This window comes from Rathayibacter sp. AY1C1, assembly GCF_002932105.1.
In the GTDB taxonomy this organism is placed as follows: domain Bacteria; phylum Actinomycetota; class Actinomycetes; order Actinomycetales; family Microbacteriaceae; genus Rathayibacter.
Genome location: NZ_PSWH01000040.1, coordinates 1 through 25,581, shown reverse-complemented (window position 1 = coordinate 25,581; position 25,581 = coordinate 1). Strand labels below are relative to the sequence as shown.

Here is a 25,581-nt window from a genome sequence, read left to right as displayed (position 1 = left end):
GACGGCGGGCGAGCGCGACCGATCCGGCGACGATGAGCACCGCGCTCGCGAGGAGGCTGGTCTGGTTCGTGAAGTAGCCGAAGTAGTCGAACGGATTCGGATCGCCGGCCGCGATGCTCAAGGCGTAGGTGTGGAGGATCACCGCGATCGCCGCTGCACCGACGGCGACGCGAGCAGCGCCCACGAACGGGCGGGTCGGTGCCGGGGAACTCATCGGGTCAGCCTAAGAGCCGGTGGGCTTCTTGATGACCCGCGACAGACACTCCCCTTTCGGAACGGCGCTGCGCATTTCAGGCCGAGACGCGACCATGAGGCAACGCTAGGGCAGGCAGGGACCGCAGCGTGCACATTCAAGGCCGCGACAATGCTCAGGTGGCAGCGTGAACCAGGAGCTGGGCAGCCATGCCAGTGAGGACGATGAGCCCGACGCCCGTCCACGGGATCCACGCGCTGACCCCGCGCGGCCCGACTTTGAAGAGGAACGCCGCGATCACAGCCACGGAGACGCCGAGGGCGCCGAAGAAGCCGACCGCCATGCCCGCATCAGCCAGTCCGCGGTCGCAGGGCCTCGCGCTTGCGCACGAGTCCGTCGCGAAGCCCATTAGGACGCTGCTCACCATCGTCCACAAAGCGGCAGGTAGGAGCACGACGACACCGAGGCCGACCGCCCACCGGTTCGCTCGGTCGCTGGAGTCGTCCACGCCCGTCACCGTACGCCCTCCGAACCGACGTCGTCATAGCCCGTTCATCGGGGCGACGACGCTGTCCCTTCTCGGGTAGTCACACCGTGGTGTATAGGCTCGCAGCAGCCGGTCATCGGCTTCCCGTGAGGAGAGAGCTGTGCGCCCTGCCGGAGTGCTTGTCCTAGCCCTGAGCGCTGTGTGCGTCGCGGGAGCCGGCGCAGCGGTGATCGTCGGCCTCGCATCCTCGTCGTCGCAGAACCAGGCTATCTCGACGGCACTGATCTCAGACCTCGAGCACCGGAACGCTCAGAGCCTGGTCGAAGGATCGCCGCAGCTCACCGGCCTCGGCGTCCCGGAATCGACCTCGACGCCGGGGCGGCTTGCGGTGATCGTGGAGGATGACGCCCGGCTGCGCGTTCAGCGAGACCGCTACCTCGAGCTCGGGGAGTCCTTCACGGCGTTCGAGACCGACGTGTCGCTGGACTCGGTGCAGATCACGGGCGACTCGGCCACGGTGACGTTCACCGAGAGCACGACCCTTCAGCGGAGCCCGTACGAGACCGGCGAAGCGGCTCCGGAGTACGCCTACTCGTTCCCGCAGGAGGCGACGCTGCGCCTACACGCGGGCACCTGGTCAGTCGACACCCTCACGCACGAGACGGCGCACACCCCGGCAGACTTCCCGGAAACCGTCGCACCGGACGTCTCCCCCACCAGCTGACACGGCATCACTCCCCAGGAGCATCGCCCGGACCTGACCGGTGAACGCTCGAGACGCGGAGTGGCGGTGAACTGCGCAGCAGCATCCAGCTCGGATGACGCTCGGGCAGTGCGCAGGTGGCTCCACTGTGGCGGTGCGGTCGAGAAGTGGGGACTTTGCTGACGCCGCACGCGCCAGACCGGCGGGGAGCCGCCGGTGTCGCCCTGCTCTCGGCCGCGACCCGTAACGCGTCCGAGAGCAACACCTGCCGGCTCAGCGGCCCGCTGAACGATCCCCTACCGGACGCATGGTTGACGGTCCCATGGAGGGCGGCCGTCTCCACTAGACCTCTTTATCCGACTGGGGTAGCTACCCTCGAGCCCATGACCGACCAGCAGAACGATGCACGGTTGCGCGCGAGGCGGATCGCCGGTGCGACGGCGATTGTTCTCACCGTTGTCGCCGCGCTTCTCGTTCAGGCCGGCGCGAGCTTGCTGACCCTCGCCTCACCAGCCATGACGGACTGCCGGCCGCGCGAGATCCCGCTGAGCGCAGCAGCCTGGTACCTCGGCGCCCTGCTCGTTATCGGAGGATCCGTCTATGCGGCGGCGAAGACCGCGCGTGCGCTCACGTCGACCGCGCTCCCCTACGCCCTCCTCCTCACAGCGATCCTCGGAATCGTGACGTTCTCGGGACTAGCGATCCTCATCGCCGGGCTGATGGGCTTCGCGGAGATGGATGACCCTGGACCGCCTCCGACAGGCGGACCCGTCCTGCTCCTCATCGCCGCACTCAGCACACCTGCCTGGGCGCTCGGCGCATCCAGCATCCTCATGCTGTCCAAGAGACGCAGAGTGCCGTCTCGTCCGGCGGCGTCGCTCATCGCGTTCGCTGCCATCACTGCGACGAGCGTTGGTCTCCAGCTCGTCAGGTTCACCCTGACCTGCTGACGGTGATCACAGAGGTCCTCTACGAAAGGGGCAACGACGGTACCGCCACACGGCACCGATCATCGGCACCGCGGGACTCGAGAAGTTCCTGCTCAGCGACCCCCTTACGGGACGCCAGAAGCGATGGAAGCACGGCGGAGCGCGCGACGGCGTGGCGATGCGCTCGCTACGCTCACGGGATGTTCGGCCTCTCGCGTTGGCGCCCGCGAGCTGACGCGCGCCGTTCGCGCCGCGCTCGGTTCCGCTCCCTGCTCGCTGAGGCCTGTTGCGCGTGCTCTCACCCGTGGGTGGAGCACGTCGCGGATGCCGGACCGGCCGGCGGTCACGTCTGCTCGGAATGCGTCTACGAGCTCGAGCACGGGTTCAGCCACGGGCCGACCTGTCACCGACCGGTTCCGATCGACGTGTCGAGTCGCGCTGACGCCGCCGCCGCGACAGCAGCGCGGGGCGGCAGCGAGCGACTGGTCGGAGGAGGTCGGATGCGAGACGATGCAGAAGACCGTGATGACCCTTCGATCCCGACCCTGCGCGAAACGACAGCCGCTCTCTTCTTCGGGCTGGTCCAGCCCCGAGACGTGATCGCTCTGGCAGCGAATCTCGTCGCAGCAGGGAGTGACAGCGAGTCCCTTGTCGCTCTCGCGTCCCTCTACTCCAGCGCCACTCCCGCCGACGTCTTCGACCTCAGCTCGGCGGCACTCATCGAAGCGGGCGCGCGGCCATTGGATCGGGACGGTGAGGAGATCCCGCTTCTCGCGCTGCGCGTCGCATGCCGTCGTTTCCTCACCGGCGACTGGGATCTCCGCTCCTTCTCATCCTGGGTGCACGACCGGATCGGTCACGAAGGACCGGCAGCTGCGCAGCCCCTTGTCGAGGTCGATGACGAGCTCGACGCACGAGGCATCGGAGCCGGCGAGCGATACCGCCAGAAGGTCGCTCGACTCGCCGTCGCCTTCCTCGCTGACACAGAAGGACCGGCGAGCGAGAACCCCTAACGAATCCGTCCGGTGCACGATCCCCTTAGGGGACAGGTTCTCGATTATTTTCATCGTCGCGTCGTCAGTTCGGGGTCCTGACGGACATGTACAGAGTGAAGGCCACTCGAGCGCACAGGAGCAGATCATGACCACCGAACCTCACGACGCAGACAGCGATCGGGCGATGAACGCGCTCCTGGACGAATCGGCGCCGCCGACCCCACTGGCAGAGGCCGTCTCCGACTCCTCTCTTCGAGAGATGGTTCGCGGAGCGGAGTGGAACGCGCGACGCGGCCGGCGACAGGCAACGCCGCGCGCGCTCGTGATCGGAACCGTCGTCGCTCTCGCTCTGGGCGGTACGGGAGCGGCAGCAGCAGCGACGCTCTCCGGCTGGCAGCCGTATGTGGCGAATCCGGATTCCGTTGTCCACTTCACGCTGCCCAGCGGAAGAGAATGCGAGTTGCGCAGCGTCGTCAGGGAAGGCGACCCGGAGGACATCAAGGAGGCGCAGGACGTATTTCGCACCACCGACGTGCTCGCCCTCGCTGACATCGACGGCGAGCTAGCCCGGATCGTCGCTCGGGACGTGACTGTCCGCGGCGACGACGGCGACACCGTGGTGCCCGCGACCGAGTTGTACTCGGAAGACGAGCTGTACCGCCAAGCCGTGGTGGGTGCGATCACCAACGTCGTCTGGGACGAGCTCGAGGATAGAGGGGTGGTCGATCCCGTCACCGGCTCAGACCTCTCCACCGGAAGCCAAGACGACTGCGCACAGTTCACCCAGGCAGACCTCACCCAGTGAGCCGCCGCGACACGCGAGCCGATCGCGTCGTAGCCATCCTCGACGCCACAGCCCGTGACCTTCTGAACTACCTCGAACGCCGAGTCGGCACCGACGACGCTCCCGACGCGCTCTCTGAGACGATGACGATCGCGTGGCGCCGGTCGTCGTCCATGCCCCTGCCGGACGAGGACGCCCGCCTCTGGCTGTTCGGGGTCGCGCGGAACGTCGTCCTGAACACCAGTAGGACCCGCCGGCGCCAAGACCTCCTGGCCGAAAAGCTTCGCGGCACCGTCGAACCCATCGAAGTGACCGGAGAACCCTCCGACGTCACCCTCGACGTCCAAGCAGCGCTGAGCAAGCTTTCTCCGGAGCTGGCAGAACTGGTGCGGCTCGTGCATTGGGACGGCTTCTCTCTCAGCGAGGCGGCTCAGATCGTGTCCGTTCCGCCGTCGACTGCGCGCAGCCGTTACCAGAAGGCGAAGCGCGAGCTCGGTGACCTGCTGTCCTTACCGCCCTCGGAACGAGCACTCGGGTCTGCAGAGAAACGCCGGGTCTGACGCGCTAGCCCATGGGCTAGCGGGAGCCCGCCTTGACGATCGTCAGAGGACCTTCGTCGGCAGTTGGCGGCTCGAAGTGATCGAAAAATGCAGCCGCCACCTCGTCCGGCAGGGCGTAGTCGTCGGCGTGTTCGAGACGGCGAGTCCGCATCCTCTCCAGTGCGACCGACCGTGGCGTAGCGAGGTAGATCGTCTCGGGCACCACCCCGAGCTTCCCTAGTAGCTCCCGGTACTCCATCCGGGAACGGCGGGACCAGAACGAGAAGTCCAGCACGACGTCGACACCGTGCTCCACCAAGTCCAAGAGCTGACCGCGCAGCTCGCCCTCTATCTCTGCATGTACGTTCGCCGGTAACGGCATCGTTCGAATCCCTCGACGCCACGCTTCCTGGTCGAAGGAAAGACGTCTCATCCCGGCTGCTGCGAGCTCGCGCGCGACCGTCGACTTGCCCGCGCCGGCGGGACCGCACATCAAAACAACCCTGGTCATGGGGCGACCATAGCGTCGAGCGTCGGCAGCGTGTCCGATAGGCAATCCCCATACGGAACGGGCAGCCTCGCGCTCTTCGCTCCGTTGATGAGAGCCGGTGCTCTGGAGTTCAGGCGAAGTAGGGTGAGCGAAACGCGACGGGGGACGCCATGGGCCACAAACGATCGACCTACGGATTCAAGATCGGTGCGGCCTCGGTCGCGCTCATGGCCCTTCCTCTTCTCGGCGGGTGCGCGCAGGACACCACCGTCTACGACGACCCGACCGTGTACTCGGACTACGACAGGGCGCAGCAGGAGCAGGACGCACTCCCCTCGCTCGGCAGCGTCGGAGACAAGCTCGATCCCGACTCGATCCGGTTCGCCGGGTCCGTCGAGGGCCTCGACTTCTACTTGGCCCTACCTCGCGAGGGAGCCGGACACTGCGTCATCGTCAACGAGGGCGACGAACCGGTCAGCGGCTGCGGCGAGAAGCTGTCAAAGCAGAACGACTGGACGGTACAGATCCACCCCGACGACGCCGTACCGGACGACGCCACCGGCGACGGCTGGACTCAGCTCGGCAAGAACCTGTCGGTCCGCGCAAGCTGACAGCGGGAGGGCTCTCTCGCTGAACCACGGCACCCGGCGGAGGTCGGCCCGGCGACTTGGTGATCCGCAGAACGATCCCCTTACGGGACACGCGCCATCGAAGTGGCACTTTGTGCCGGACCCGTCGCGGGGCTCTGCGGCCAGCGAGGATCCGTGGTGTGAGCATCAGCATCGACGGAGAGCACTACCTACTTCTGCGAAGCGCCTTCTGGGCCGAGACGCCGGACGTCATCGGGATTTACGGCTGCGCCGAGCGTGCCCGGGAAGTGGCCGGTGAAGCAGTGGGCGTGCTGTCCGGTCCCAATCGGTGGGTTCTCGAGACGTGGAGCGGAGGTGAGCTGCGCAGCAGCGTTCAGCTCGGATGACGTTCGGGCAGTGCGCTGGTGGCTCTACTGTGGCGGTGCGGTCGAGAAGTGGGGACTTCGCTGACGCCGCACGCGACAGACCGGCGGGGGGCCGCCGGTGTCGCCCTGCTCTCGGCCGTGACCCGTAACGCGGCCGAGAGCAGCACCCGCCGGCTCAGCAGCTCGCTGAACGATCCCGTACGGGACGCGATTGGACAGCGCGGAGGTATCCGCACCCCCCCAAAGAGAGACTTGGTGTCCTAAGTGGCCGTATGGGTGGCGGAGGGTCTGGTTTCATGTCCAAGGGGCGGAGTGGTTCAGCCCCGCAACTAGGGGGAAACATGAGGCGTCAAACGTGGGCTGCAGCGGCAGGAGTAGCCGTCTTGGCACTCGCAGGATGTTCCTCGGGAGGAGCTTCCGTCGGCGACGCCCCCGAGGCGCCTCAGAGCACTTCGACGTCAGTAAGCGAAGAGGTTGGCGAGGCCGGCGGAGGCGACTACAGCACCTTCGAGGCGGCTGTCTTGTCGACCTACGCGGCAGCGGCGGCACGGGATTACGCCGCGATCTGCGACCACATCGAGCTGGACGAGCAGAAACGAATTGTGACGCAGAACTACGGCGAGGGCTGCCCTGCGTCGCTTGCAATCAACATGGGTAAGTGGGCCCCCGAGACGGCGGTTCTCACCGATGGATACACGTTCACGCAAGCCGCAACCGTAGTACCCGGCTCAGGCGCCGATGCTGCCCCCGAGGTCTACGAGGGCATTGACGAAGACCGGTTACGCGAGGCCGACGACCAAGTACGGCTTGACCTGTACCTTCCAGAGGAATTCGCGGACCGCCCCGCCCCGCTGTCTAACGAATACCGAGTCGGCCTCGCCTTCGAAAATGGCTATACGGACGCGCTCGTAGACGGTTTCAAGTGGGACGGTAACAGCTGGGTCATCTCCGGAACCGTCTGACGAGGAATCGACAAGAGCGCCATCGATGTGTGGTCGTTTCGCTGTCTCAAACAACACCGAGGGCTTACTCAGGATCTCTTCACAGGTGACTTCGGGGATCTGCGGCCGAACTACAACGTTGAGCCGATGTCGCCGGTGATGGTCGTGCGCGAGCGCGACGGGGAACGGTTGGCGCCGACCGTGCACTGGGGGTTCGTGCGGGTATGGGCGAAGGACCGTACGAAGCAGCGGCCGCAGCCGATCAACGCGCGGATCGAGACGGTCGCAACTGCCCTCGGAGCCCTGGGCACCCTGGTGGAGCTGTCCCTCGCTAGCTTGCGGGGAATCTTGCTGTCGGTCTTGGCGCTCTCGGACGTGCCGAACTCTCGATCGACGGGGCCTAGATGCTAGGACGATGGGCCGTGGCTGGGTGGCGCCGCTGGTACCGATGGCATCCTGAACTACACAGCTCGTGGGTAGACAGGTCAACGGAGGCGGACGATGGGCAAGGGCAATCCTGCATGGGGTCACGGATTTCATAAGGGGCGCGGCAAGGGGCGCATCGAGGGGGGTGCTATCGTCACCGCCGTGGTCGGCGTGGTCGCCGGCGGTTTAACCCTCGGACGTAAGTGGGTCGCGAAGCGGCGCGCGCAGTCGTCCGAGTCGCCCCTCGACTCGAGCCCGGGTGCGGAGGGTGGCTCGTCCGGGACTCGAACGAGCACCGATGACTGACAGCCGACAAGCTCCTTTCCTTTTCGGCGATGAGAACGAGACTCCTGCCGCTGAGCCAGCGATGAGTGACGCGACCCGAGCGAGAGTGCGGCAATCGTTCGCGGAGCTCGGAATCACGACGGCTCGCGAGCAGTTCGCAATGGTGGCTGAGCTGACAGGTCAGCAAATTGCGTCAGTGGCGGAGATGACGCAGAAGCAGGCGCTGTCGTTACTGCTGGGCTTGTCCCGTCGTATCGAGTCGGCGCGCACCTCGAGCAAGCAGGGCACGGGCAACGCCTGGGTCGATCGAGACGAGGACACGTGGATCGACAAGCTGTGACGGGTGCCGGCTAGGAAGCTACTCGGACTCTACGTGCGTGCCGATGAGCGACGGGAACGGATTCACGTCGAGCATGTCGGGCAGGGTGGCGAGGGTGAACACACGGCCGTCTGTGTCGCGAACGACGGGTCCGAGCGTGTCGTTCACTCGGGTCCAGCCGAGGCCTGTGAGGACGGCGAGGAGGGGGACTCCGCCGAGCCTGAGCGATTCGGCGCGGAGTCGTTCGAACCGCAGAGCCTTGTCACGGGCGGTTCCGCCGTCGTTGACGAGCTTGCATTCGAGGATTGCGCGGAGGCTTCCAGAGTTGTCGTAGACGACGAAATCGGGTGCCGGGGTGACGTGGAGCTCGAACCGCTTCTGAATGTCGCCTTGGTTGTGGCTTCCGGTGCGAATGTGCGGAATGCCGTTCTCGAGGAACAGCTCCTCGACGGCATCCTCGAGGAGGTTCCCGCGCAGCGTCGACGTCGCGTCGAGGAGCTGCCGGAAGGCCCCGCCATAGTGGCGCTGGTGAAGCAAAGCCTCGTAGGGCACGCCGTCGCGTGCAAGTTCGTGCACGCCTTCCCAGCCACGTTCGGTGTCGTACTTCTCCTGTTTGCGGTGGAGATCGCCGGGCGGGTCCCCAAAGAGGCTGCCGTCCATCACGGCGAGGACCGTCATAGCGATGAGCTTGGCCTGCTGCGCCGTTACCGCGGTTCCCTTCCGCTCCATCGCGTCCACCTTGCTGTGCGAGACAGCTCTGATGGACCGAGGCGCCGCAAGTAAGCCCGTCGATTGAGCGAACTCGTTGCCGGTGAGCCCGAGGATGGTTCTAAACGCGAGGAGAGTCCGAGGGTTCTCGAGGATCGTGTCCGCGAGCGTCTGTTCTGACACGTCGGTGAACGCTGCAGTTGCCTTGCTGGCGGCGGCATAGGCGCTCTGGAATGTGGGGAGATCGTAGAACTCCATTGAGTGCACGTAGGCGAAATCTGGGGCCAGGTGAGGGACGTATAGCTCGCGCGCGACGGTCGCGTAGATCTCTTGGTATTGCGCGCTGCCGTGGTTCTGGCTGATGAGCCGAATTTGGGCGACGCGCTGGTCCCAGGTCGCGGTGTCAACGATGCGGGCGACGGTCTCTTCAACGCTGGGCATCAGCCAAGGCCGAGCATCTGGCCGGGCACATCGCTGTCAACGTCGGCGGCGATGCGTCGCCGCGCTTCTGTGGCGAACTCTTCGTGCAGCTCGATACCGCCGGCGAGGCGTCCGTGACGGCGGGCGACAACGGCGGTTGTGCCGCCGCCGGCGAACGGGTCGACGACGGTGCCACCGACGGGTGACATGGCCTTGATGAAGAACTCTGCGAGCCCTTCCGGCATGGCCGCGGTGTGCTTCACACCACGGTGCTGGTTGTAGGTCTGGCTGACAGATACGACGTTGCCAGGATCGGCGCCGCCGTGGCGGTAGGTCCCGACTCGATCGCGGCCGAAACCGGCCTCCGTGGTGCGCCGGCCGTTTGTGTCGAGCCGGCGACGGGCGATTTCATCGTCCGTCGTCTTGTAGGGGACCCGGATCGCATCAAGGTCGAAGTACGGCTTCGCACCTCGAGCGAAGTGGAATACGTGCTCGAAGGCGTCTTTGGTCCGCGGGCCGAACTTGCCGGGAATCGCGTTGGGCTTCTGCCAGATGTACTCCTCCACCCACCGCCAGCCCATGTTCTGCAACGCGATCACGAGCTGGAACACGTAGGGGTGCCGCTGTCCGCGGAGGGGTCCGTCCTTAGCGACGCGGTTCTTGATGTTGATGACGAGCGAGCCGGTGTCGGCGCTGGCGTCGTACATCGCCCGCGCGAAGGGGAGAAACCACTCGACGTAACGGTCTGGGTGGATCCGGCTGTAGGCGCGCTGGTCGGCGTAGGGCGGTGACGTGAAGAACAGGTCGACGCTCTTCGCGGGCAGAGCCGGGAGCCAGGCGGACGAGTCACCCCAGGTCACGCCGTCCGCGAGGAGCTGGCGCAGCGCGGAGGCGGAGTCGGAGGGCACTGCGGGCGTGCCGCTCGGGACGACTTGGAGGTGCATCTTTCGAGGGTATCGACTACGCGAGGCGGCCACCCACGCCCCCGCCCACCAGGTTTCGCGGTCGCGGCGGTGCCGCCGACGAGTCACCCGCAACAGAATGGAGGCGTGTCGAATATCGAAGACCTCTTCAACGCTCAGCCGCCCGGCTCAAGTGACATCCTCAGCGTCCCGAACATCCGGCTTCTGCTGAAGCAGCAGGCGAACGTGCTGACGACCGTCGCGACGGGAGGACCACGCATCCAGAGCGTGAACGCGAGCTACATCGGAGACGCGAGGACCCTCACCGACAATCTGGAACGCCTCGGGCTGCCGCCGGCGTTTCCTTGGGAGAACCTCTGGGAGTGGCACGGTCAGTGGTCCCGTGAACTGCCGAGCTACGCGGAACGTCGTGCCCTGATTCAGGATCTCGCCAAGGCGACGCTCGAAGAGCTGACGGCACTCGAGAGCCGTGCGACCGTGCAGGACGTGGGTTCGACGGGAGCGCCGACCTGGGAGGCGGTGGATCGTCGGATTGATGCTCTGATTAAAGAGATGAACGGAGCGCGCGACCGAGACGACTGGCAGGACGTCGGTCGTCGCAGCCGCGAAATCATCATCGACGTGGCGAAGCTAATCGCCCCCGTCACGACCGTTCCGAAGGACACCGAGGCTCCCAAGGCCGGCGACGCGAAAACGTGGCTCGACCTGTTCCTCGCGGAGTATTCAAGCGGCAAAGCTCACGCCGAACTTCGAGTCTTCGTACGCGCAGCGTGGGACCTGGCGCAGAAAGTAACCCACGGAGACATCTCTCACACCGACGCCTTCGCTGCTGCGCAAGCGGTGGTCCTCGTGACGCGCGTCGTTCAACAGCTTCGGGCGGAGCAAGATGCCGAGACGCCTCCGCCGCCTCTTCCGGGCGACCAGAGCGCATGGTGATGGGTCTCCTCGTGCCCTTTCGGACCTCGCAAATGGCGCAGCACCTACCGGCACACGCCCCGCAGCCGTGAGCGCTGTGACCTGATGCGGGTCCTTCACTACACGACGTACCCGGATACGCATACGTTCGTCCGGGTGGACGAGGTCGGCCGGGTGATGACCGTCGCGCACACGGAGGCGAGAGCGCAGCCTGTCGCACTGCCGGGCGACTTCCTCGTGGGATTCTCCGTCGACTTGCTTGATCCCATTCGGGTGTCGGTGGCTGACTTCTTGGGCGGCGCCGACGTCGCCGGCTTGTGCGTGCACTTCGCCAATGAGGAATCGCCGCGGGTGTCGCCTTCTGCAAAGGTGAAACCCTCGGATCCGCTGCGGTGCGTCTCGTGTGCCGCGGTGACCTGGCCCTCCGCCGAGCGGTGCGAGGAGTGCGGGACGCGACAACCGGACTGGGATTGCGCGTTCTGCGGTCACGCGATGCCGCCGACTCTGCTGAACTGCGCCGATTGCGGATATCGACGTCCGGATCTGTGAGCGGCGCGATCGGCGCCGTGCAAGTCCGTGGACACGTCCAGCCGGCGGTGGGAGGGTGAGGGCATGTCGAAGCCTCGGACCAAGCTCGCGCGTGCCGCGCTGATCAGCAATGGCATGGTCTGGTTCGGGCTGTCGCTGATGCTCTTCTCCATCGCCGGCGAGCAGACCTATGCGGCCTTCACCGGGACGTGGTTGAACGTCCTCGGATGGGCGCTGATCGTCCTCGTTGCCGCCGGTCTGGCCGTGGTCGGTGTGATCGAGAACCGGAACATCCGCGCGGGGAAGAAGTACAAGCCGCGTCCTCGTAGCTGACTCCCGCTCGAGCGCGCGGCCGTTCCACGTGCTCGGGGGGGGTCGAGGGGGCTCTCCCCCTCGTGGGCCGGCACTGCCGGTCCGCCGCTCCCATTGGCGCCGGGTGCGACGATGGGAGCATGTGGGAACTGGCACACCGGACGCGCGCTGAATCGGCATCGACGGTTGTGCAGAGCAACGCGGCGACGTCGGCCGCGGCGATCGCGGAAGTGCGCGCTGCGATTCCGGAGGATCACGTCATCCTCTACGTGCTCCGGCTCGCGAACGGCTCGAAGTAGAGCACCCGGGCGGCTCCAAACCACTAGCGTTGCCATCCAGTCCTGAAGGTGATGGTTCCGTGATGGCAACAGCGTTGAAGCTCGTCGGGAAGTCAGTAGCGCTCGTCGCCCGCATCGTGGGCGCGGCGGTGTCCGCCGGACTGGCCTCACTGGGTGTAGGCAGTTTTCAGCAGCCGAATCCGGGGCCGCCGCCCTCGACCACGGACAATCGCGAGTATCGCCCGTAGAAGAAGATCAACGCGGCGACGTCGGCCGCGGCGATCGCGGAAGTGCGCGCTGCGATACCGGAGGATCACGTCATCCTCTCCGTGCTCCGGATCGCGGACGGCTCGGCGTAGGGGCTCAGGCCGTCCCGGCGAGGAGGGCGACGGCCGCTGCGGAGAAGAGGACAACGGCAGCCACGAGAGCGCCGCGGGCTCGGGCGCGCTTGTCGAGCGCGACCTCGGACAGCTGCTCGGAGTGGAGCTCGGAGTCGCGATACAGCGGCACGACACCGGCGGCGACGAGCGCAGCGCCCGTCACGGCCAGCAGCAGAGCGATCACGTCCCACATGCCGACCAACTTACTCAGCCGCGGGGGCGGCGCTGCGGCGGGGTGCGCGCTGCGCGGCCGTCGTGACGACGGCGGTCGCGCGGGTGAGGTTGGGGCCGATGGCGTCGGCTTCGAGGACACGGCCGGTGCGCCGGTTCTCGCCTTCGCCCCAGGCGACGGTGCGCTCGTAGCCGACGACGATCACGGCGTCTCCCTTGTGGAGGGAGGCGAGGACGTGCTCGCCCAGTTCGAACTTCGCTTCCACGAAATGCGTCGTCGGGGCCTCGTGCGGGGTCCACTCGCCGCCGCGGTATTCGCCGGTGTTCTCGATGACGCGCAGCTTCACGATCTGCACGCGGCCCGCTTGCACGGCTTCGGGGTCGGTGGCGAGGTTTCCGGTGATCGTCCTGGTGCTCATCTGTCGTCTCCTGCTCGTGCGGTTCGTGGGTCCCGTCGCCGTCGACGGGCTCTCGGTCGCGGGCTCGGCCGCGGGGGTGCGTGTGGGGTCCTCGGCGGGTAGCTCGATCCCCCAGGATGCGAGCGCTTCGCGCCGGGTTATTTCGACAGGCGGCTCGGACAGCGCTCTGCGCTGTTCGAGCTCGGCGCGGGTGACGTGCTGCCCGGGTATGCGGCGTTCGTCGCCGTAGGCGGCGCGGTAGAGCCGGTCGGCGTCGTTCTCCAGCCGGTCCACCTCGGCCTGCCGGTCCGCGAATCCGGCGAGGTAGCCGGCCCGGAACTCATCGCTCGGGATCTCGCCGCTCATGCGGCGTGCTTGTCGATGAGGTCGGGGCGGAATCCCGACCAGTGGTCCTGATCGCTGGCGACGACGACGGGGGCGGCGGAGTAGCCCAGCTCCTCCATGACGTACTCGAGCGCGGCGGGGTTGGTGGTGAGGTCCACGACGTCGTACTCGATGCCCTTCGCGTCGAGGGCTCGGTAGGTCGCGGTGCACTGCACGCACGACGGCTTCGAGTAGACCGTGAGCATCAGTCGGCCCACCCGTCCGACTCGTCGCCGCGGTGTGGGTCGTGCTCGTCGTTGAGTCGGGTCCAGGCGTGCAGCTCGGCCCACTTCTGGGCGGCGTCGTGGTGTCCTGCCTCGGTGAGGAGGTCGATGATCGGCGTCGCGCGCGCGCAGGTGAGCGTCGGGGCGATCGTTTCCGCGACGGCGGGGTCCGAGAGCGTGGCCGCGAACGTCGCCACGGCTGCCTGGTAGGTCGCCACCGCGTCGGCGGCCTGCTGCTGCTCGGTCATCGCTGGGCTCCTTCGGGGGTGTGGGCGTCGCCCTCGTCGTCGTCGGTCGCGTGCTGCGCGATCCAGAGGTCTGCGGCTTCGTCCCTTCCGAATGCTCGCAGGAGTCCGGCCAGCGCGTCGACCTCGGTGCAGTTGAGGCGCGTGGCCAGGTCGTCGGCGGTGTCCCCGTGGGAGAACACGGACGCGAACTCGGCCACCGCGTCGAGGAGGGTCGGCTTCTCCGGGGCGGGGCTGGTGGTGATGGTGTCGGACATGGCGTCTCCTCCTCGATGGTGGTGCGGGCTACTGCTGGGTGCGGGTGAGGGTGTCCACGAACATGACGCCCTCGGGGCCGGGGATCGTGGCGGTGTGCGCGAGTGCCCACCCGTTGCGGGCGTGGGCGGCAAGGTCCTCGTCGCGCTCCGCGATCTTGCGGAACTGGTGGCGCATCCCCTCCTCGGTGGCGGCCGGGACGAAGGTGCTGACGGTCGTGATCTGCTGTTGCATCTCTCTTCTCCTCCTCATCGTTTTTTTGCCGTGAAGGCGGTTTTCCGCCTTAGCAACCGGAGGGCGCAGTGCAACCCGCAGGGCGGCGGTGGAGAGAGTTTCGGCGCGATGTGAGGGAGCGCAGCGACCGCGTGCCGAAAGTCTCGGAGGAGCCGGTGGCGCAGCCACTTGAACGGAGCCCGTAGGTAGCTACGACCGCAGCGAAGCGGAGGGAGCCGCCGAAGGCTTCACGGCAAAAAAGGGTGTGAGCCCGTAGGGCGACCAACGGCGGCCGGCGCAGCCGGGCGACCTCTTGGCGTCGCTCCGTCGACGCTGCGGGAGCGCAGCTCGCGCCCCGCCGCCGGCGGAACATCGGGGAGTGTGAGGGGGTCGCCCCTCACGGGCCGGCCCGGTCCGGGGCGGCCCGCGGTCGCTCAGAGCGCGAGGGTGTGCAGGATCAGGACGGTGGAGCCGATGGGCGTGCCGAAGTCGGTGTAGTCGAGGGTTTCGCGGCGGTTGCTGATGAGGTCGAGGGCGACCAGTTCCTCCTCGGACTCATCGCTCATGCCGCCCGGATCGTCCTCCCACTCGCCGAGGGTCTGACGGTCGGCGTCCAGGACTCTCCACAGTCCCCAGACGTGGGCGATGGGGCCGGTCGTCTCGTACTTGAAAACGAGGGCGGTCGCGGTGGGCCAGCCGTGCGCGGCCGCGGCGACGATCAGCGCGCGCGCGGCCGCGGCGATTGCGTCGGGGTCGCCGGTGGCGGTGGCCGCGTCGACGGCGGCTTGCGCGTCGCGTAGCGCCGGGGTGTGTCCCCACACGTCGACGTCGACGGCGGGAGTCGTGGTGGTGGTCATGGTGGGCCTTTCTGCAGGAGTTTGGAGCGGGGGTGCGGGGACCGGCGGATGCCGGTCCCCGCGGAGCGGCTAGCTGATTCCTGCGGCGTCAGCCGGGGTGCTCTCGCCTGTGACGATCTGCTCGACCGGGGAGAGCGCGTACCCCCACTCGGCGAGCTGGCGGAAGTGGGCGGCGGCGCGCTCGTCGCCGCGTCGCCATGACTCCTTGCTCGTGTTCGCCTCCTGACCTCCCAGCACGACCGCCAGCGCGACCAGCCGGGCCTTCGCGGGGTTGGCCTCGACCAGCGCGGCGAGGGCGTCGGTGCGGTAGCCGGAGGGGCGGTCGATGCCGAGCAGCGTGTGGGCGAGGTCGCTGCCGTTACTCATCCCGGAGGACACCGCGAACCGGTGAGCGGTGAGCCCGAGAGCGATCACCCGATCCGCGTCCTTCGGGAGGGTCTTGCGGCTGAGGAACGTGGCGATCCACTGGCGGCGGACCGTCTCTGCGGCGGTCCACGCCTTGTTGTTGGCGATGAGCACCTTCCGCTCCGCGGACTTCTCGACGCGCTCCTCCTCCGCCTCCTCGGGGGTGAGCGCCGCGGCGGGCACGTCGCCGCGGTAGGCGTAGGTGAATCCAGCCTCCGTGGGCTCCTGCACGAAGTGGGTCACGTCGATGTCGCCGTTCCAGCGAGTGTCGATGAGCGCGCCGCGGACCGGGATCGCGGCGATGTGCTCGGCGGTGACCTGCGCGTCGTCCGCGGTGCGGAGCTTGCGGAGGGGCACCCACGGGCTGCCCTCGCCGTAGGCGTCGGAGCGGGTGAGGACCTGGAAGCCGTTCGCGATCTGCTCCTGCTCGACGGCGGCGAGGCGAGCCTTCTCCGCGGCGTCCTCGCGGAGGCTCTGCGCGGTGTGGTCGAACTGGGTCGGGTCGTTGGTGGCGACCTCGACCAGGTGGGCGCGGGCGTCAGCGTCGTCCTCGAACTCCAACAGGACCGCGGCCTGATCGAGAGTCAGCTCGTGCGAGTGGAGAACTGACGTGACGGTCGCGGACTCCGCGACGGCGAGGCCCTTCTTCACCGCGTCGGTCTTGGTGCCGGTGCGCTTGGCGATCTGCGCGGCGGTGATGCCCTCGAACGCGAGCTGCGCCCAGGCGGCGGTGCGGTCCGCGGTGCTGAGTTCGGCGCGCTGGTCGTTCTCGATGATCTGCTGAATGATGCGGTCCGCGGTGGTGTCGTCGCCCTCCACGACGTAGACGGGGACCGTGGCGACCGCTGCCTCGCGGGCGGCGAGGGTGCGGCGCTGTCCGGCGCGGACGATGACGTTCCCGTGCTCGTCGCGGCGGGCGAGGATCGGGGTGATGACGCCGTTCTCGCGGATCGACGCGATGAAATCCTTGGTCACGGGGGCGCTGGTGCGCACGTTCGCCTCGATCACGAGGGTGGTCGGGTCGATGTGCTCGACGGTCCCGGTTCCGGTGGTGATAGTCACGATGGTTTCTCCTCATTTGGTGTGCGACCATTGAGGCGACGGGTCCCGTGGTTCTAGTACAACTACGGGGCTTTTGTCGTCTTCCTGATCGTTTTTCTTTGCCTCTCCGGCGAGTGAAAACCAATTGAGTGGAGGCGGCGGAGTGACGCCGATCACGGGCGAAATAAGCCCGCAGGGCGCGTCCGGGAGCGGTGGCACGCAGCCGCCGGAGCGAGATAGGTTGAAACCGCGGAGAGGTGAAGAAAACGGGGAATCCTGCCGCGTAGCGGCTCCTGCTGGCGGTGTTCCGTCACCGCTGCGCGGGCGGAGCTCGCGCCCCGCCGAAGGCGGAACACCGGGGAGCGCGAGGGGGTCGCCCCTCGTGGCCGGCCCGCAGGCCGGCCCTCCCCCGCTGAGTCAGTTCCAGCTCTCGGTCCAGCCCTCGGGCGGCACGACGGCGTGCGGCTCGCCTGCCGCGTGCAGGTAGTACAGGGTGCCGCTGTAGTCGTCATCCCCGCGGGTCATGCTCATCTGCTGGCGCTCGTCGTCCGTCTCGGCGGTGCTCCACCTGGTCGACACGTCAACGGCGTACAGGTCGCCGGAGTCGGTGACGAGCTGGCGGCATGCGGGGCAGCGCAGCGCCGGGTACGTCTCGCCGTCGACCGTCACCGTCTCGACGGTGAGGACGGGGGCCGCGGCCCACACCTGCTGGTGCAGGCGCTCGATCGTGGCGAGCATCGCGTCCGCTGTCGGGGCGGGCGAGAGGAACGCGATCAGCGCGGCCGCGTAGTCGCTTCCGTCGTCGGTGACGGGGAACCCGCCCGGGCACCCCTCCCCGGGCAGGGTCAGGGTGTTGCGGACGTGCGCGAGGATCTCGGCGTCCGTGGCGGCGGCGTCCTCGTCGGACTCCGCGTGGCGGGTGGTGAGGATGAGGGCGAGCTGTTCGGCGCTCGCGCGGCCGGTGTCGGTGGTGGTCATGGTGTGGTCCTCTCAGCGGCTTATGAACGGGGCGACGCGGCGGATCGCTGCGCGGCGGGCGTGGGTGACGCAGTGGCGGAATGAGCCGCTGGTGATGCCGTGCAGCTGGTCGGAGTGCCACGCCTCCCAGACGCCGGACTTGCGGCGGGTGACGAGCACGGAGGGCGTCGTCTTGGGGTCGGTGCCCACGACGCGGATGCTCACCGCGCGGGTGTTCGCGAGCGTGAGATAGGTCTTAGCCGTGGTCTGCAATTCGGTGGCGGTCTGCATGGTGTGGGTGCTCCCTCTGGCTGATCGTTTTTCTTTGCCTCTCCGGCGGGGAAAACCGTTTGAGTGGAGGCGGCGCAGTGACGCCGATAGCGGGCGAAATAAGCCCGCAGGGCGCGTCCGATAGCGGCGGCACGGAGCCGGTGGAGCGAAATAGGTTGAAACCGCGGAGAGGTGAAGAAAACGGGTGGAATGGGCCGCGTCGCGGCCTCCAATCGGCGGTGCTCCGTCGCCGCTGCGCGAGTGCAGCTCGCGCCTCCCGGAACGGGATGCCCGGGGAGTGTGAGGGGGTCGCCCCTCACGGGCCGGCCCGGGTGCCGGCCCTCGCCCTCAGCTCGCGGCGGCCGTCTCGGTGGCGGCCTTCTCGGCGGCCGCGGCGCGGGCTGCTTCGACCTCGGCGGCGGTGTGGTGTCCCTGCACGTCGGCGTAGTTCACCTTGTAGGGACGGGTCGTGTCGTTCCAGTCGAGCGCGACGGTCACGCTCTTGGGGTTCACGCGGGTCACGATGTGCCAGCCGAAACGGTGCTTGATCATGTCGCCTTTGGCGATCGTGTCGCGGCTGTGGATCGTGACCTCTCCGGCGGCGGCCTGGGCCTCGCGGACGGCGGTCCAGTAGGCGTGCTCGTCCTCGAGCTGCGCCCGCTGGGTCAGCAGCCGCTCACGGTAGGCGCCGGTCGCGGGGGTCGTCGTCTCGATGTAGCCGCCGCCGAAGTTGTGCGAGCTGCCCTCGATCTTCCGGCTGTACCCGCGGATATCGGTTGCGATCCGCTCGATGCGGCGGGCGACCATTCCGGGCGCGTACCGGTGATCGGTGGTCCCTGCGGCGACGTCGGCGCGGGCGCGGGCGCGGGTGGCTTCGCGGTCGGCCTCGACGCTGCGACCCATCGCGTTGTGGGCCTTCTCGATCGCGTTGCGGTGTCGCGTTTCGGAGTGGTGGCCGATCTTGATCGGCTCGCCGCCCTCCGGGAGCCGGTCGAACGCGCGGCGCGCGGCCTCGTCGGCGGTGTCGGCGTCCGCGGCGCGCCGGTCGGCCTTCGCATCGAGCGCGTCGACGCGGGCGGCCTGGCGCTCGATCTTGTCCGCCTCGGCCTCGGCCGTGGGCCGGAACGTCTCGGCGGCGTCGATCGTGACGACGTGGCCGGCCTCGCGCAGCGCGGTCGCGGCGCGGTTGATGGTCCACCACTTCGGGAGGCGGTCGCGGGACTGCGGGACGTACCAGGCGGTGATGGAGCGACCCCAGCGCCAGCCGGACGCCTTCAAGATTTCGGCGGTGCCGTCTCCGCGGCTGGTGCCCTCGATGATCGTTCCGGCCTCGGGGGTGTGGGTGATGGTGAGCATGCTCTGTCTCCTTCTCGGGTCCGTGATCAGTCGTTAGCGAGGTAGTCGGCGGGCGTTTCGCTGCGGTCGTGCAGCGCGTACGCGGCCGGGAACAGGTCGAGCGCCCGGGCGACGGCGACCGGCACGACGACGTAGGCTCCGGAAGCCATGTAGCCGACGAGGCCCGCGGCCAGCGGCTCGACGGGCTCGAAGTGCTGCAACGTCACCCCGGGGAGCCCCGCGCGGCCCTGACGGGTGACCAGGTGCACGGCGGGCGTCTGCTCGGTCACCGGATCACGGCCACCGGCGCCGACGATGACCACCTGACGCGCGGTCCGGCTGATCCCCTCCGCCCCGGGTCCGTGGTTCTCGCTCTTGATGACTTCGGTACGTGTGCCGCGCTGCTCGCTCATGGCGTCTCTCCCTCTGGCTGATCGTTTTTCTTTGCCTCTCCGGCGGGAATGACCGTTTGAGTGGAGGCGGCGGAGTGACGCCGATCACGGGCGAAATAAGCCCGGAGGGCGCGTCCGGGATCGGTGGCACGCAGCCGATGGAGCGAAATAGGTTGAGACCGCGGAGAGGTGAAGAAAACCCGAAGGATGGGCCGCTGTGCGGCCTCCCCACGGCGTCGCAGAGCGACGCTGCGCGAGGACCCTCGCGCCCCCGGAACGGGCGTCTACGCCGCGCTGAGCGGGGTACAGGGGATGACAGAGCGCCCGGCCTGCGAAACGTGCCGGGTGTGGTGGGGCTGGGCTAGCGGCCGAGCCCTCCGTGGTCAGGGCCGCGGGTGGGCCTTCTGCTCGTGGGGAAGCTCTGAGCGGCTGCGGCGCGTGTCTGCACGAGGGCCGTGTCGACCAAGGGGCGCCCGAACGCGGTGCGGGATTGGTCGACGTCGAGAGTGCGCGGCTGTCCTTCGCCGGGGGTGTTGAACCGGCGGAACCGCATCACGGTCGCGCCGGTTTCCGCGAGCTGTTCAGCGGCGAACTCGGGGAGGGAGCGGCCCTCGGGTCCGGCGTAGACGTTGCGGGCGTACTCGCTGGGAACCCATCGGCCGCCGAGCTCATCGGCGCCGGCGAGGGCGCGCTCGTAGGACTGCTGCCAGCGGCCGGCGATCCGCGCTTCGGACAGCTCGAATGGGACCTCGACGTCGATCACTTCGACGCTGTAGCCGGCGGCCGCGAACTGTTGCCCCAGCTCGACGGCCTTGTCGGGCGAGGAGAGCACGGTGTCGATGACGACGTTCTGACCTTCTCGCATCGCTACCTGGCGCAGCTCCGTCGCGAGGAGGGAGGATTCTTCGTGCACGAGGGAGGCCAGCTCGAGCGGGAAGAACTTCTCCCCCGCCGCCTCAGCGGCGCGGACCTCCGGCGGCAGGATGGCGCGGTCGTAGCTGCCGTCCTTGATCGCTTCGGTGAGTAACGCCCGCTTGAACTCGTCGGCGTCGACGGTAAGCCAGGCGCTGCGGTCGGAGCCGAGCACGTCTGCGAGGACGGTCGACTTCCCGGCTCCGGGCGGGCCGGCGAGGATGATCGCCTTTCGCTCGTGACGCACGTCAGGGAACTGTGCGCGGTACTCGGCTAGGAGGCGGTCGTGGAGCAGCTGGCGTGCAGCGCGCGGCTCGAATACCCCGTCAGGGTCCCGGCGGAACCAGTCGCGATTGTTGACCGTCGCGCGCTCGCTCGCCGGGCTCAGTGGGCCTCCCGCTCGCGCCCACGCGCGCACCGTTTCGCGGTGCGTGGCGATCGCTGACGAGTCCTCCCCCGTCACCGACCTTGCTCGCAGTAGCGGTCCAGGATCTCGTCGTAGGTGTCTGCCTCGATCAGGTGCTCACTGAGCGCACGCCGGACCTCCGCGAACTCCCCCGGGTCCAAGGTGGTCCAGTCGTAGCCGTCGCTGGGCGATCCGGGGCGATACGACCAGCGGCCAAGCTCATCGATGACCTGCTCCCTCGTCAACTCCCCCGCGTCGTAGCGCTGGGCAATCTCGTAGGGCGTCGCGCCGGAGAATCCGGGGCGCACGTCGGGAACCGCGGCCGCGGACTTCAGGGCGCTGTTGACGGAGGGTTGAGAGATACCGATCTGACTGGCGAGCTGCTTTTGCGTGGTGTCCTGGGCCACGGCGCGCAGCGCGCGAAGGTAGGACACGCGCGTCACGACCTGCAAGCTGCGCAGCCGGCGAACGGTGTCCCCATCGGGCTTCTCAGCGATTGATATGGCAACCACCTCCTATAGAAGATTCTATCGCAGCGGGAGAGCCGCCGACAGAGGTCACCGCGCGTGCGCGGTTGCCAGTTCTCCCCAGTGCGTTGTCGCGCGCAGCGACAGCGCATCGCGTTTCATCGTCCACACCGGTCCTTTGCGGATGCCGGCGAGGCCAAGGCCGACCGCGGTGCGGCCGTGGCGCTTCGTCACGGCGTCGATCGTGGCGCCGAGGCCCTTGGTGTCGAAGTCGTTGTCGAACACGTCCAGCAGGGCGTGGGAGCCCTTCGCAGACAAGTTGGTGAGGATGACGCCGGCGCGCACGTAGCGCGCACCCTCGTGCAGCCTGGGCACGAGGGTGCCTGTGGCGGCCTTGACGATGGTCACCGGGTCGTCGGTGGGGATGGGGAAGCCGGCCATGCCGCCGGCGGACTCGTAGGGCGCGTCGGCGTAGGGCGACGTCGACGCGAACACGCTCATCGTTTTGGTGACCGACCCCTGTGCTCGGAGGCGGTGCGCGGCACACTGAGCGTAGACGGAGAGCACCTGTTCCATGTCCGCGATCGTCGTCACGGGAGAGGAAAACGAGCGCGAGAAGATCAGCTGGTCCCGGACCGTGCGTGCGGCCTCGAGCGGGATGCAGTCGATTCCGCGCAGCTCGTAGACGGAGCGCTGCAAGACGACGGAGAACTTCTTGCGGATGAGGATGGGATCGGCGTCGCGGAGGTCGCGGATCGTGTGGATGTTCAGCTCTGCGAGGCGCTTCGCGGTGCGGCCGGCGACGCCCCACAGTTCGGTGACGTGCTGCGAGGCCATGAGGCCGTCCATCTGCTCGGGTGTGTACCAGTCGGTATCGCACACTCCCCCGAGGCGCGGGTGCTTCTTCGCCCCGCCTTTGTTGACGAACTTCGCGAGCGTCTTGCTCGGCCCGAAGCCGACGCACACCGGCAGGCCGACGTTTTTCGCGACGGCCGCGCGCATCGCGCGCCCGATCTTCGCCCGCTCCGCCACATCCCCGTCGACGCCGACGAAGCTCTCATCGATCGAGTACACCTCCTGCCAGGCGGAGTACCGGCCCAGCAGCTCCATCACGCGCGCGGACAGCTCGCCGTACAGCTCGTAGTTGCTCGAGCGGGCGATGACCTCCGGGAGGCGTCCGGCTCTGATCAGAGGTTCGATCTTGAACCAGGGGGTGCCGTTCTCGATGCCGAGCTGCTTCACCTCGTCGCTCCGGGCGACCACGCAGCCGTCGTTGTTGGACAGGACGACGACGGGCCGCCCGCTCAGCTTGGGATCGAACAGGCGCTCGCACGACACGTAGAAGGAATTGACGTCGATGAGGCCGATGCGGCGCTCAGAGCGCACGGTGGAGCCGGTGCAGGCAGACGGTGACGACGCCCCACACCTGGAGGTCGCTCAGCTCGGGGACGACGATCGGGGGATAGTCGGGGTTCTCGGCACGCAGCACCACTCCCCCGCGGTGCAGTTCGAGCCGCTTGACGGTCAGCTCGCCGTCGAGAATCGCGATGACGACGCTGCCGTGGGTCGGTGTGATCGAGCGGTCGACCACGAGCTCGTCGCCGTCGCTGATGCCGGCGCCGGTCATGCTCTCGCCGGACACGCGGACGATGAACGTCGAGGTCTTGTCGCGGATCAGGTGGTCGTTGAGGTCAAGAGAGCCGTCGAAGTAGTCCTGCGCCGGCGACGGGAAGCCTGCGGCCACCGCGTCGCCGGTGACGAGGAAGGCGATGGAGACGGCCTCCTCGGCCGGTGTGGCTATGCGGTCCACGACGGTGACGCTCATGCCACCCTCCCTCGCTTAGTCGAACGTGTGTTCGAATGCGTTCGAGTGTATGTCGACTCCACCGACATGCGATCACGGCCCAGGCGGCGGGCGGCCAGACAGGTTTCAGTCGGGCGTATCCTACCCAGATACCTATATAGGTATCTGGGTAGCTTGCTATCTGTGTAGGTATCAAGATAGGTTGCGACCATGCAGACGATGATGATCTACAGCGAGAGCGGTGGTGCGACCAAGAGCACCACTGCCGTCTCCCTGGCGACGGTGGCGGCGGAGGACGGCAAGCGCGTCATCCTGATCGACCTCGACCCGCGCGGGGCGACGACCAAGTGGCTCGACGCGCAGCCCGTCGACGTCGGCCTCGACGTCGGCGCGATCCTCGGCAACCAGGACCCGCGGGGGTGGGCGGACGAGCTGGCTGTGCCGTCGCCGTTCCACGAGAACCTTCGAGTCATCCCGTCCGACCGCAGCGTGAGTGCCCGCGAGACGGACGACCCGGGGGAGGTCGGGCATCGTCTGGCCGACTCGCTCGAGGGAGTGCCTGCCGATCTGGTGATCATCGACTGCCCGAACCGCCAGGGCGGCTCACTGATCTTCAACGCTCTGACGGCGGCCGAATCGGTGATCTACGCGGCCACGCCGACCGCGGACGGCGTAGACGGGTTCCTGGGGGCACAGGAGAGCGTGATGCGCTACAACGCCACCAGCGGCCGCCAGGCGGTCGCTGAGGCCGGCATCATCGTCGGCGGCTACAAGGAGACGGTGACGCCGCGTGAGGCGACCCACAGCATCGAGCAGATGCGGGGGACGGGCCTTCTGCTGACGCCGCTCATTCCACATCGGACGATCGTGGGGGAGGTCCGGTACTCGCACGACTGGTACGGCCGCTTCCGCAAGGGAGCCCCCGTCGCCCAGGCATACCGAGAACTCGCACGAAAGGTGATCCGATGACCAACGAGGACCGCCCCCAGAGCCTTCCCGCTCGACGGGCACAGCCGGCGCCGGACCGGCGCGACCCGATCGACTCGAAGCCGCGCCCGGCGCCGGCTCCTGCTGCGGCCGCACCGGCGACGTCGGCCCCGGCTCCGGCGCGAACGGGTGCCACGGCTCCTCGTTCTCGGCCGCGGAAGGCGCCTACGGAGGTTCTGCACGCCGATATCGAGGCGGAGCTGTCGTACTACGTCGAGGACCTGCGCGTCGCAACAGGACGAACCAAGCGCGACATTGTGGAGTCGGCGCTGCGCGAGTACCGCGATCGCAACCCGCTGGCCTAGCCAGCCGCGTGGTACTAGATAGCCAGATACCTATATAGGTATCTGGCTATCTTGCTTTTGACGGGTGTCAGAGCGTGGCTGCGCACCATGTTGTGACGGCCTTCTCGAAGACAGCCGGGTCAGCGTTCCATTCGAGGGCGTGAGCGGAGGGCCGGACGGGCACGAGAGGAGCCTGCTCGTGCGTCTGGCTGAACGCACGGGAGTCGCTGAACGGGGTGGTGCGGTCACCTTCGGAGTGGATCAGGAGTGCAGGCACGGGGACTTGCACTGACGCTCGGGTCCAGTCGAGAGCGTGGAAGTCCAACGGAACCGGCGACCCGAGGAGGCGGCTGAGGATCGGCGTCGCGAGGGCGGCTATGGCCGCGGAGGCGATGATGCGGGGGACGCCGGCATTGGCGGCGCTGTAGAGCATGCTGCTGCGCCAGCTGAGGACGGGGGAGACGAGGATCAGCCCGGCGATCTGCGAGCGGTGCGCCGAGCTCGTAGCGAGGCGCAGAGCGATCGGCGCTCCGCTCGACCAGCCCACGAGCAGGACGCGGCGGGCTCCGCGCTCGAGCGCGAGAGCGATCGCGGCGTCGACGTCGGGCCACTCCGTCTGCCCCAGGGTGAAGGCATCCAGCGGCGCAGGCGGGCCTTCTCCGTCGCCTCGGAACGAGGGGACCAGTGAGGTGTACCCGGTGCTTCTGAGGGCGTGAACGGAGCGGAAAGCGCCGTCTCGTCCGGACAGGCTGCCGTGAACGTGGATCGCCCAGGTGCTCGCGGCGTCTCCGTCGCCGGGGAACAACCACGCGGGCGCGTCGCCCAGCTCAGTTGCGACCGGAACCTCCCGGGCCTCGGGGTCAAGTTCTTTCGCCGTGGCGAACACGTTGCCGATTGGTCGGCTGACGGAGCCGGCGGCGGGGGAGGGGCTGCCCGTCGCGGGATGGTGCGGGGGGAGGGGGCGGGGAAGAGCCGGGGGCGGGGGTCAACAGCGGGCACGACGGATAGCGCAGAGGGGCGACGCGAGGTCGCGCCGCTCGTCTGTGAGCCGAGCACGTCGGACG

The 25,581-nt window shown here is 68.0% G+C and carries 37 protein-coding genes and 1 pseudogene; 16 read left to right on the top strand and 22 right to left on the bottom strand.

Annotated features, from left to right (window positions below; all coding sequences use genetic code 11):
• Together C5C71_RS15275 and C5C71_RS15270 are read right to left on the bottom strand one after the other, a co-directional pair.
• Positions 1-214: pseudogene (locus C5C71_RS15275) on the bottom strand (hypothetical protein); the annotation flags it as partial.
• A gap of 154 nt (positions 215-368) precedes the next feature.
• The gene (locus C5C71_RS15270; protein ID WP_146076580.1) at positions 369-701 is read right to left on the bottom strand and encodes a hypothetical protein; all 333 of its coding nucleotides are present in this window, start codon (positions 699-701) and stop codon (positions 369-371) included.
• A 205-nt stretch (positions 702-906) separates the two neighbouring features.
• On the opposite strand from C5C71_RS15270, the gene C5C71_RS15265 reads away from it, so the two are divergent.
• From C5C71_RS15265 to C5C71_RS15245, 5 genes are all read left to right on the top strand, one after another.
• Positions 907-1,404: a hypothetical protein gene (locus tag C5C71_RS15265; RefSeq protein WP_146079436.1), complete on the top strand. Its 498-nt coding sequence runs from the start codon at positions 907-909 to the stop codon at positions 1,402-1,404.
• Between the two features lie 362 nt (positions 1,405-1,766).
• Positions 1,767-2,333, top strand: a complete 567-nt coding sequence (locus C5C71_RS15260) for a hypothetical protein (protein WP_104223345.1) — start codon at positions 1,767-1,769, stop codon at positions 2,331-2,333.
• 479 nt (positions 2,334-2,812) lie between these two features.
• Complete coding sequence (locus C5C71_RS15255) at positions 2,813-3,325, top strand: hypothetical protein (protein ID WP_104268914.1); 513 nt, start codon at positions 2,813-2,815, stop codon at positions 3,323-3,325.
• Positions 3,326-3,452: 127 nt separating this feature from the next.
• On the top strand, positions 3,453-4,112 hold the full coding sequence (locus tag C5C71_RS15250; protein ID WP_104338011.1) for a hypothetical protein: 660 nt from the start codon (positions 3,453-3,455) through the stop codon (positions 4,110-4,112).
• Positions 4,109-4,651, top strand: coding sequence for an RNA polymerase sigma factor (locus C5C71_RS15245; RefSeq protein WP_104268916.1), 543 nt, complete (start codon positions 4,109-4,111; stop codon positions 4,649-4,651). Before C5C71_RS15250 ends, C5C71_RS15245 begins: the two co-directional genes overlap by 4 nt.
• Before the next feature lie 16 nt (positions 4,652-4,667).
• Here the strand turns inward: C5C71_RS15245 and C5C71_RS15240 are convergent, their stop codons facing one another.
• Positions 4,668-5,141: an ATP-binding protein gene (locus C5C71_RS15240; protein ID WP_219813054.1), complete on the bottom strand. Its 474-nt coding sequence runs from the start codon at positions 5,139-5,141 to the stop codon at positions 4,668-4,670.
• A gap of 149 nt (positions 5,142-5,290) precedes the next feature.
• Here C5C71_RS15240 and C5C71_RS15235 point away from each other — a divergent pair, with 149 nt between their 5' ends.
• The 5 genes from C5C71_RS15235 to C5C71_RS15215 all read left to right on the top strand — a co-directional run bounded on the left by C5C71_RS15235 (position 5,291) and on the right by C5C71_RS15215 (position 8,067).
• Positions 5,291-5,731, top strand: coding sequence for a hypothetical protein (locus C5C71_RS15235; protein ID WP_104234410.1), 441 nt, complete (start codon positions 5,291-5,293; stop codon positions 5,729-5,731).
• A 158-nt stretch (positions 5,732-5,889) separates the two neighbouring features.
• A complete protein-coding gene (locus C5C71_RS15230) occupies positions 5,890-6,096 on the top strand; it encodes a hypothetical protein (protein ID WP_104338010.1) in 207 nt (68 codons plus the stop codon).
• Positions 6,097-6,458: 362 nt separating this feature from the next.
• Entirely contained in the window at positions 6,459-7,037 is a 579-nt protein-coding gene (locus C5C71_RS15225; protein WP_146084493.1) for a hypothetical protein, read from the top strand.
• Positions 7,038-7,064: 27 nt separating this feature from the next.
• On the top strand, positions 7,065-7,427 hold the full coding sequence (locus tag C5C71_RS15220; RefSeq protein ID WP_374953802.1) for an SOS response-associated peptidase family protein: 363 nt from the start codon (positions 7,065-7,067) through the stop codon (positions 7,425-7,427).
• 313 nt (positions 7,428-7,740) lie between these two features.
• The gene (locus C5C71_RS15215; RefSeq protein WP_146084492.1) at positions 7,741-8,067 is read left to right on the top strand and encodes a hypothetical protein; all 327 of its coding nucleotides are present in this window, start codon (positions 7,741-7,743) and stop codon (positions 8,065-8,067) included.
• Positions 8,068-8,085: 18 nt separating this feature from the next.
• On the opposite strand, the gene C5C71_RS15210 is transcribed toward C5C71_RS15215, so the two are convergent.
• Both C5C71_RS15210 and C5C71_RS15205 read right to left on the bottom strand, forming a co-directional pair.
• Positions 8,086-9,195 (bottom strand): hypothetical protein, encoded by a 1,110-nt coding sequence (locus C5C71_RS15210; protein WP_104268921.1) that lies wholly within the window; start codon positions 9,193-9,195, stop codon positions 8,086-8,088.
• Entirely contained in the window at positions 9,195-10,118 is a 924-nt protein-coding gene (locus tag C5C71_RS15205; protein ID WP_104268922.1) for a site-specific DNA-methyltransferase, read from the bottom strand. Before C5C71_RS15205 ends, C5C71_RS15210 begins: the two co-directional genes overlap by 1 nt.
• Before the next feature lie 105 nt (positions 10,119-10,223).
• Here C5C71_RS15205 and C5C71_RS15200 point away from each other — a divergent pair, with 105 nt between their 5' ends.
• The 4 genes from C5C71_RS15200 (at position 10,224) to C5C71_RS17695 (ending at position 12,151) form a co-directional block, all read left to right on the top strand.
• Positions 10,224-11,033, top strand: a complete 810-nt coding sequence (locus C5C71_RS15200) for a hypothetical protein (RefSeq protein ID WP_104338009.1) — start codon at positions 10,224-10,226, stop codon at positions 11,031-11,033.
• A gap of 135 nt (positions 11,034-11,168) precedes the next feature.
• Positions 11,169-11,561, top strand: coding sequence for a hypothetical protein (locus C5C71_RS15195; RefSeq protein WP_146084491.1), 393 nt, complete (start codon positions 11,169-11,171; stop codon positions 11,559-11,561).
• Between the two features lie 63 nt (positions 11,562-11,624).
• Entirely contained in the window at positions 11,625-11,873 is a 249-nt protein-coding gene (locus C5C71_RS15190; protein WP_104268925.1) for a hypothetical protein, read from the top strand.
• Between the two features lie 119 nt (positions 11,874-11,992).
• Positions 11,993-12,151 carry a hypothetical protein gene (locus C5C71_RS17695; protein WP_181065733.1) on the top strand — a complete coding sequence of 53 codons (159 nt, stop codon included), beginning with the start codon at positions 11,993-11,995 and terminating at the stop codon, positions 12,149-12,151.
• A 342-nt stretch (positions 12,152-12,493) separates the two neighbouring features.
• On the opposite strand, the gene C5C71_RS15185 is transcribed toward C5C71_RS17695, so the two are convergent.
• The 16 genes from C5C71_RS15185 to C5C71_RS15110 all read right to left on the bottom strand — a co-directional run bounded on the left by C5C71_RS15185 (position 12,494) and on the right by C5C71_RS15110 (position 23,267).
• Positions 12,494-12,703 carry a hypothetical protein gene (locus C5C71_RS15185; protein WP_146084490.1) on the bottom strand — a complete coding sequence of 70 codons (210 nt, stop codon included), beginning with the start codon at positions 12,701-12,703 and terminating at the stop codon, positions 12,494-12,496.
• A 10-nt stretch (positions 12,704-12,713) separates the two neighbouring features.
• On the bottom strand, positions 12,714-13,373 hold the full coding sequence (locus C5C71_RS15180; RefSeq protein ID WP_146084489.1) for a single-stranded DNA-binding protein: 660 nt from the start codon (positions 13,371-13,373) through the stop codon (positions 12,714-12,716).
• A 68-nt stretch (positions 13,374-13,441) separates the two neighbouring features.
• Complete coding sequence (nrdH, locus tag C5C71_RS15175) at positions 13,442-13,672, bottom strand: glutaredoxin-like protein NrdH (protein WP_104268997.1); 231 nt, start codon at positions 13,670-13,672, stop codon at positions 13,442-13,444.
• Positions 13,669-13,935 carry a hypothetical protein gene (locus tag C5C71_RS15170; RefSeq protein WP_104268928.1) on the bottom strand — a complete coding sequence of 89 codons (267 nt, stop codon included), beginning with the start codon at positions 13,933-13,935 and terminating at the stop codon, positions 13,669-13,671. The genes nrdH and C5C71_RS15170 overlap by 4 nt, the downstream gene beginning before the upstream one ends.
• On the bottom strand, positions 13,932-14,189 hold the full coding sequence (locus C5C71_RS15165; protein ID WP_219812874.1) for a hypothetical protein: 258 nt from the start codon (positions 14,187-14,189) through the stop codon (positions 13,932-13,934). The genes C5C71_RS15170 and C5C71_RS15165 overlap by 4 nt, the downstream gene beginning before the upstream one ends.
• A gap of 28 nt (positions 14,190-14,217) precedes the next feature.
• On the bottom strand, positions 14,218-14,421 hold the full coding sequence (locus C5C71_RS15160; RefSeq protein ID WP_104268929.1) for a hypothetical protein: 204 nt from the start codon (positions 14,419-14,421) through the stop codon (positions 14,218-14,220).
• A 413-nt stretch (positions 14,422-14,834) separates the two neighbouring features.
• Positions 14,835-15,257 carry a hypothetical protein gene (locus C5C71_RS15155; RefSeq protein ID WP_104338007.1) on the bottom strand — a complete coding sequence of 141 codons (423 nt, stop codon included), beginning with the start codon at positions 15,255-15,257 and terminating at the stop codon, positions 14,835-14,837.
• A 69-nt stretch (positions 15,258-15,326) separates the two neighbouring features.
• Positions 15,327-16,724, bottom strand: coding sequence for a ParB/RepB/Spo0J family partition protein (locus C5C71_RS15150; RefSeq protein ID WP_104338006.1), 1,398 nt, complete (start codon positions 16,722-16,724; stop codon positions 15,327-15,329).
• Between the two features lie 396 nt (positions 16,725-17,120).
• Positions 17,121-17,681 carry a hypothetical protein gene (locus C5C71_RS15145; protein ID WP_104338005.1) on the bottom strand — a complete coding sequence of 187 codons (561 nt, stop codon included), beginning with the start codon at positions 17,679-17,681 and terminating at the stop codon, positions 17,121-17,123.
• 12 nt (positions 17,682-17,693) lie between these two features.
• On the bottom strand, positions 17,694-17,951 hold the full coding sequence (locus C5C71_RS15140; RefSeq protein WP_104338004.1) for a hypothetical protein: 258 nt from the start codon (positions 17,949-17,951) through the stop codon (positions 17,694-17,696).
• A gap of 327 nt (positions 17,952-18,278) precedes the next feature.
• Positions 18,279-19,286 carry a DUF3560 domain-containing protein gene (locus C5C71_RS15135; protein WP_104326959.1) on the bottom strand — a complete coding sequence of 336 codons (1,008 nt, stop codon included), beginning with the start codon at positions 19,284-19,286 and terminating at the stop codon, positions 18,279-18,281.
• A gap of 26 nt (positions 19,287-19,312) precedes the next feature.
• Entirely contained in the window at positions 19,313-19,678 is a 366-nt protein-coding gene (locus C5C71_RS15130; RefSeq protein WP_104305041.1) for a hypothetical protein, read from the bottom strand.
• A gap of 340 nt (positions 19,679-20,018) precedes the next feature.
• Positions 20,019-20,816 (bottom strand): zeta toxin family protein, encoded by a 798-nt coding sequence (locus C5C71_RS15125; protein ID WP_258065201.1) that lies wholly within the window; start codon positions 20,814-20,816, stop codon positions 20,019-20,021.
• Positions 20,817-21,028: 212 nt separating this feature from the next.
• Positions 21,029-21,487, bottom strand: a complete 459-nt coding sequence (locus tag C5C71_RS15120) for a hypothetical protein (protein WP_258068743.1) — start codon at positions 21,485-21,487, stop codon at positions 21,029-21,031.
• Positions 21,488-21,532: 45 nt separating this feature from the next.
• Positions 21,533-22,828, bottom strand: coding sequence for a Y-family DNA polymerase (locus C5C71_RS15115; RefSeq protein WP_104338003.1), 1,296 nt, complete (start codon positions 22,826-22,828; stop codon positions 21,533-21,535).
• Positions 22,818-23,267, bottom strand: a complete 450-nt coding sequence (locus C5C71_RS15110; protein ID WP_104277457.1) for a LexA family transcriptional regulator — start codon at positions 23,265-23,267, stop codon at positions 22,818-22,820. The genes C5C71_RS15115 and C5C71_RS15110 overlap by 11 nt, the downstream gene beginning before the upstream one ends.
• Before the next feature lie 189 nt (positions 23,268-23,456).
• Here C5C71_RS15110 and C5C71_RS15105 point away from each other — a divergent pair, with 189 nt between their 5' ends.
• Both C5C71_RS15105 and C5C71_RS17380 read left to right on the top strand, forming a co-directional pair.
• Positions 23,457-24,215 (top strand): ParA family protein, encoded by a 759-nt coding sequence (locus C5C71_RS15105; RefSeq protein ID WP_104277458.1) that lies wholly within the window; start codon positions 23,457-23,459, stop codon positions 24,213-24,215.
• The gene (locus tag C5C71_RS17380; RefSeq protein WP_146084487.1) at positions 24,212-24,538 is read left to right on the top strand and encodes a hypothetical protein; all 327 of its coding nucleotides are present in this window, start codon (positions 24,212-24,214) and stop codon (positions 24,536-24,538) included. Before C5C71_RS15105 ends, C5C71_RS17380 begins: the two co-directional genes overlap by 4 nt.
• Positions 24,539-24,605: 67 nt before the next feature.
• Here the strand turns inward: C5C71_RS17380 and C5C71_RS15100 are convergent, their stop codons facing one another.
• A complete protein-coding gene (locus C5C71_RS15100; protein ID WP_181065731.1) occupies positions 24,606-25,403 on the bottom strand; it encodes a S9 family peptidase in 798 nt (265 codons plus the stop codon).
• Positions 25,404-25,581 lie beyond the last annotated feature (178 nt).

Coding starts and splice junctions, on each gene's coding strand:
- C5C71_RS15250 (WP_104338011.1), top strand. CDS start 3,453: ATGACCACCGAACCTCACGACGCAGACAGCGATCGGGCGATGAACGCG.
- C5C71_RS15235 (WP_104234410.1), top strand. CDS start 5,291: ATGGGCCACAAACGATCGACCTACGGATTCAAGATCGGTGCGGCCTCG.
- C5C71_RS15170 (WP_104268928.1), bottom strand. CDS start 13,935: ATGACCGAGCAGCAGCAGGCCGCCGACGCGGTGGCGACCTACCAGGCA.
- C5C71_RS15165 (WP_219812874.1), bottom strand. CDS start 14,189: ATGTCCGACACCATCACCACCAGCCCCGCCCCGGAGAAGCCGACCCTC.
- C5C71_RS17380 (WP_146084487.1), top strand. CDS start 24,212: ATGACCAACGAGGACCGCCCCCAGAGCCTTCCCGCTCGACGGGCACAG.
- C5C71_RS15190 (WP_104268925.1), top strand. CDS start 11,625: ATGTCGAAGCCTCGGACCAAGCTCGCGCGTGCCGCGCTGATCAGCAAT.
- C5C71_RS15105 (WP_104277458.1), top strand. CDS start 23,457: ATGCAGACGATGATGATCTACAGCGAGAGCGGTGGTGCGACCAAGAGC.
- C5C71_RS15185 (WP_146084490.1), bottom strand. CDS start 12,703: ATGTGGGACGTGATCGCTCTGCTGCTGGCCGTGACGGGCGCTGCGCTC.
- C5C71_RS15215 (WP_146084492.1), top strand. CDS start 7,741: ATGACTGACAGCCGACAAGCTCCTTTCCTTTTCGGCGATGAGAACGAG.
- C5C71_RS15240 (WP_219813054.1), bottom strand. CDS start 5,141: ATGACCAGGGTTGTTTTGATGTGCGGTCCCGCCGGCGCGGGCAAGTCG.
- C5C71_RS15135 (WP_104326959.1), bottom strand. CDS start 19,286: ATGCTCACCATCACCCACACCCCCGAGGCCGGAACGATCATCGAGGGC.
- C5C71_RS15110 (WP_104277457.1), bottom strand. CDS start 23,267: ATGAGCGTCACCGTCGTGGACCGCATAGCCACACCGGCCGAGGAGGCC.
- C5C71_RS15155 (WP_104338007.1), bottom strand. CDS start 15,257: ATGACCACCACCACGACTCCCGCCGTCGACGTCGACGTGTGGGGACAC.
- C5C71_RS15260 (WP_104223345.1), top strand. CDS start 1,767: ATGACCGACCAGCAGAACGATGCACGGTTGCGCGCGAGGCGGATCGCC.
- C5C71_RS15205 (WP_104268922.1), bottom strand. CDS start 10,118: ATGCACCTCCAAGTCGTCCCGAGCGGCACGCCCGCAGTGCCCTCCGAC.
- C5C71_RS15210 (WP_104268921.1), bottom strand. CDS start 9,195: ATGCCCAGCGTTGAAGAGACCGTCGCCCGCATCGTTGACACCGCGACC.
- C5C71_RS15160 (WP_104268929.1), bottom strand. CDS start 14,421: ATGCAACAGCAGATCACGACCGTCAGCACCTTCGTCCCGGCCGCCACC.
- C5C71_RS15130 (WP_104305041.1), bottom strand. CDS start 19,678: ATGAGCGAGCAGCGCGGCACACGTACCGAAGTCATCAAGAGCGAGAAC.
- C5C71_RS17695 (WP_181065733.1), top strand. CDS start 11,993: ATGTGGGAACTGGCACACCGGACGCGCGCTGAATCGGCATCGACGGTT.
- C5C71_RS15140 (WP_104338004.1), bottom strand. CDS start 17,951: ATGCAGACCGCCACCGAATTGCAGACCACGGCTAAGACCTATCTCACG.
- C5C71_RS15145 (WP_104338005.1), bottom strand. CDS start 17,681: ATGACCACCACCGACACCGGCCGCGCGAGCGCCGAACAGCTCGCCCTC.
- C5C71_RS15255 (WP_104268914.1), top strand. CDS start 2,813: ATGCGAGACGATGCAGAAGACCGTGATGACCCTTCGATCCCGACCCTG.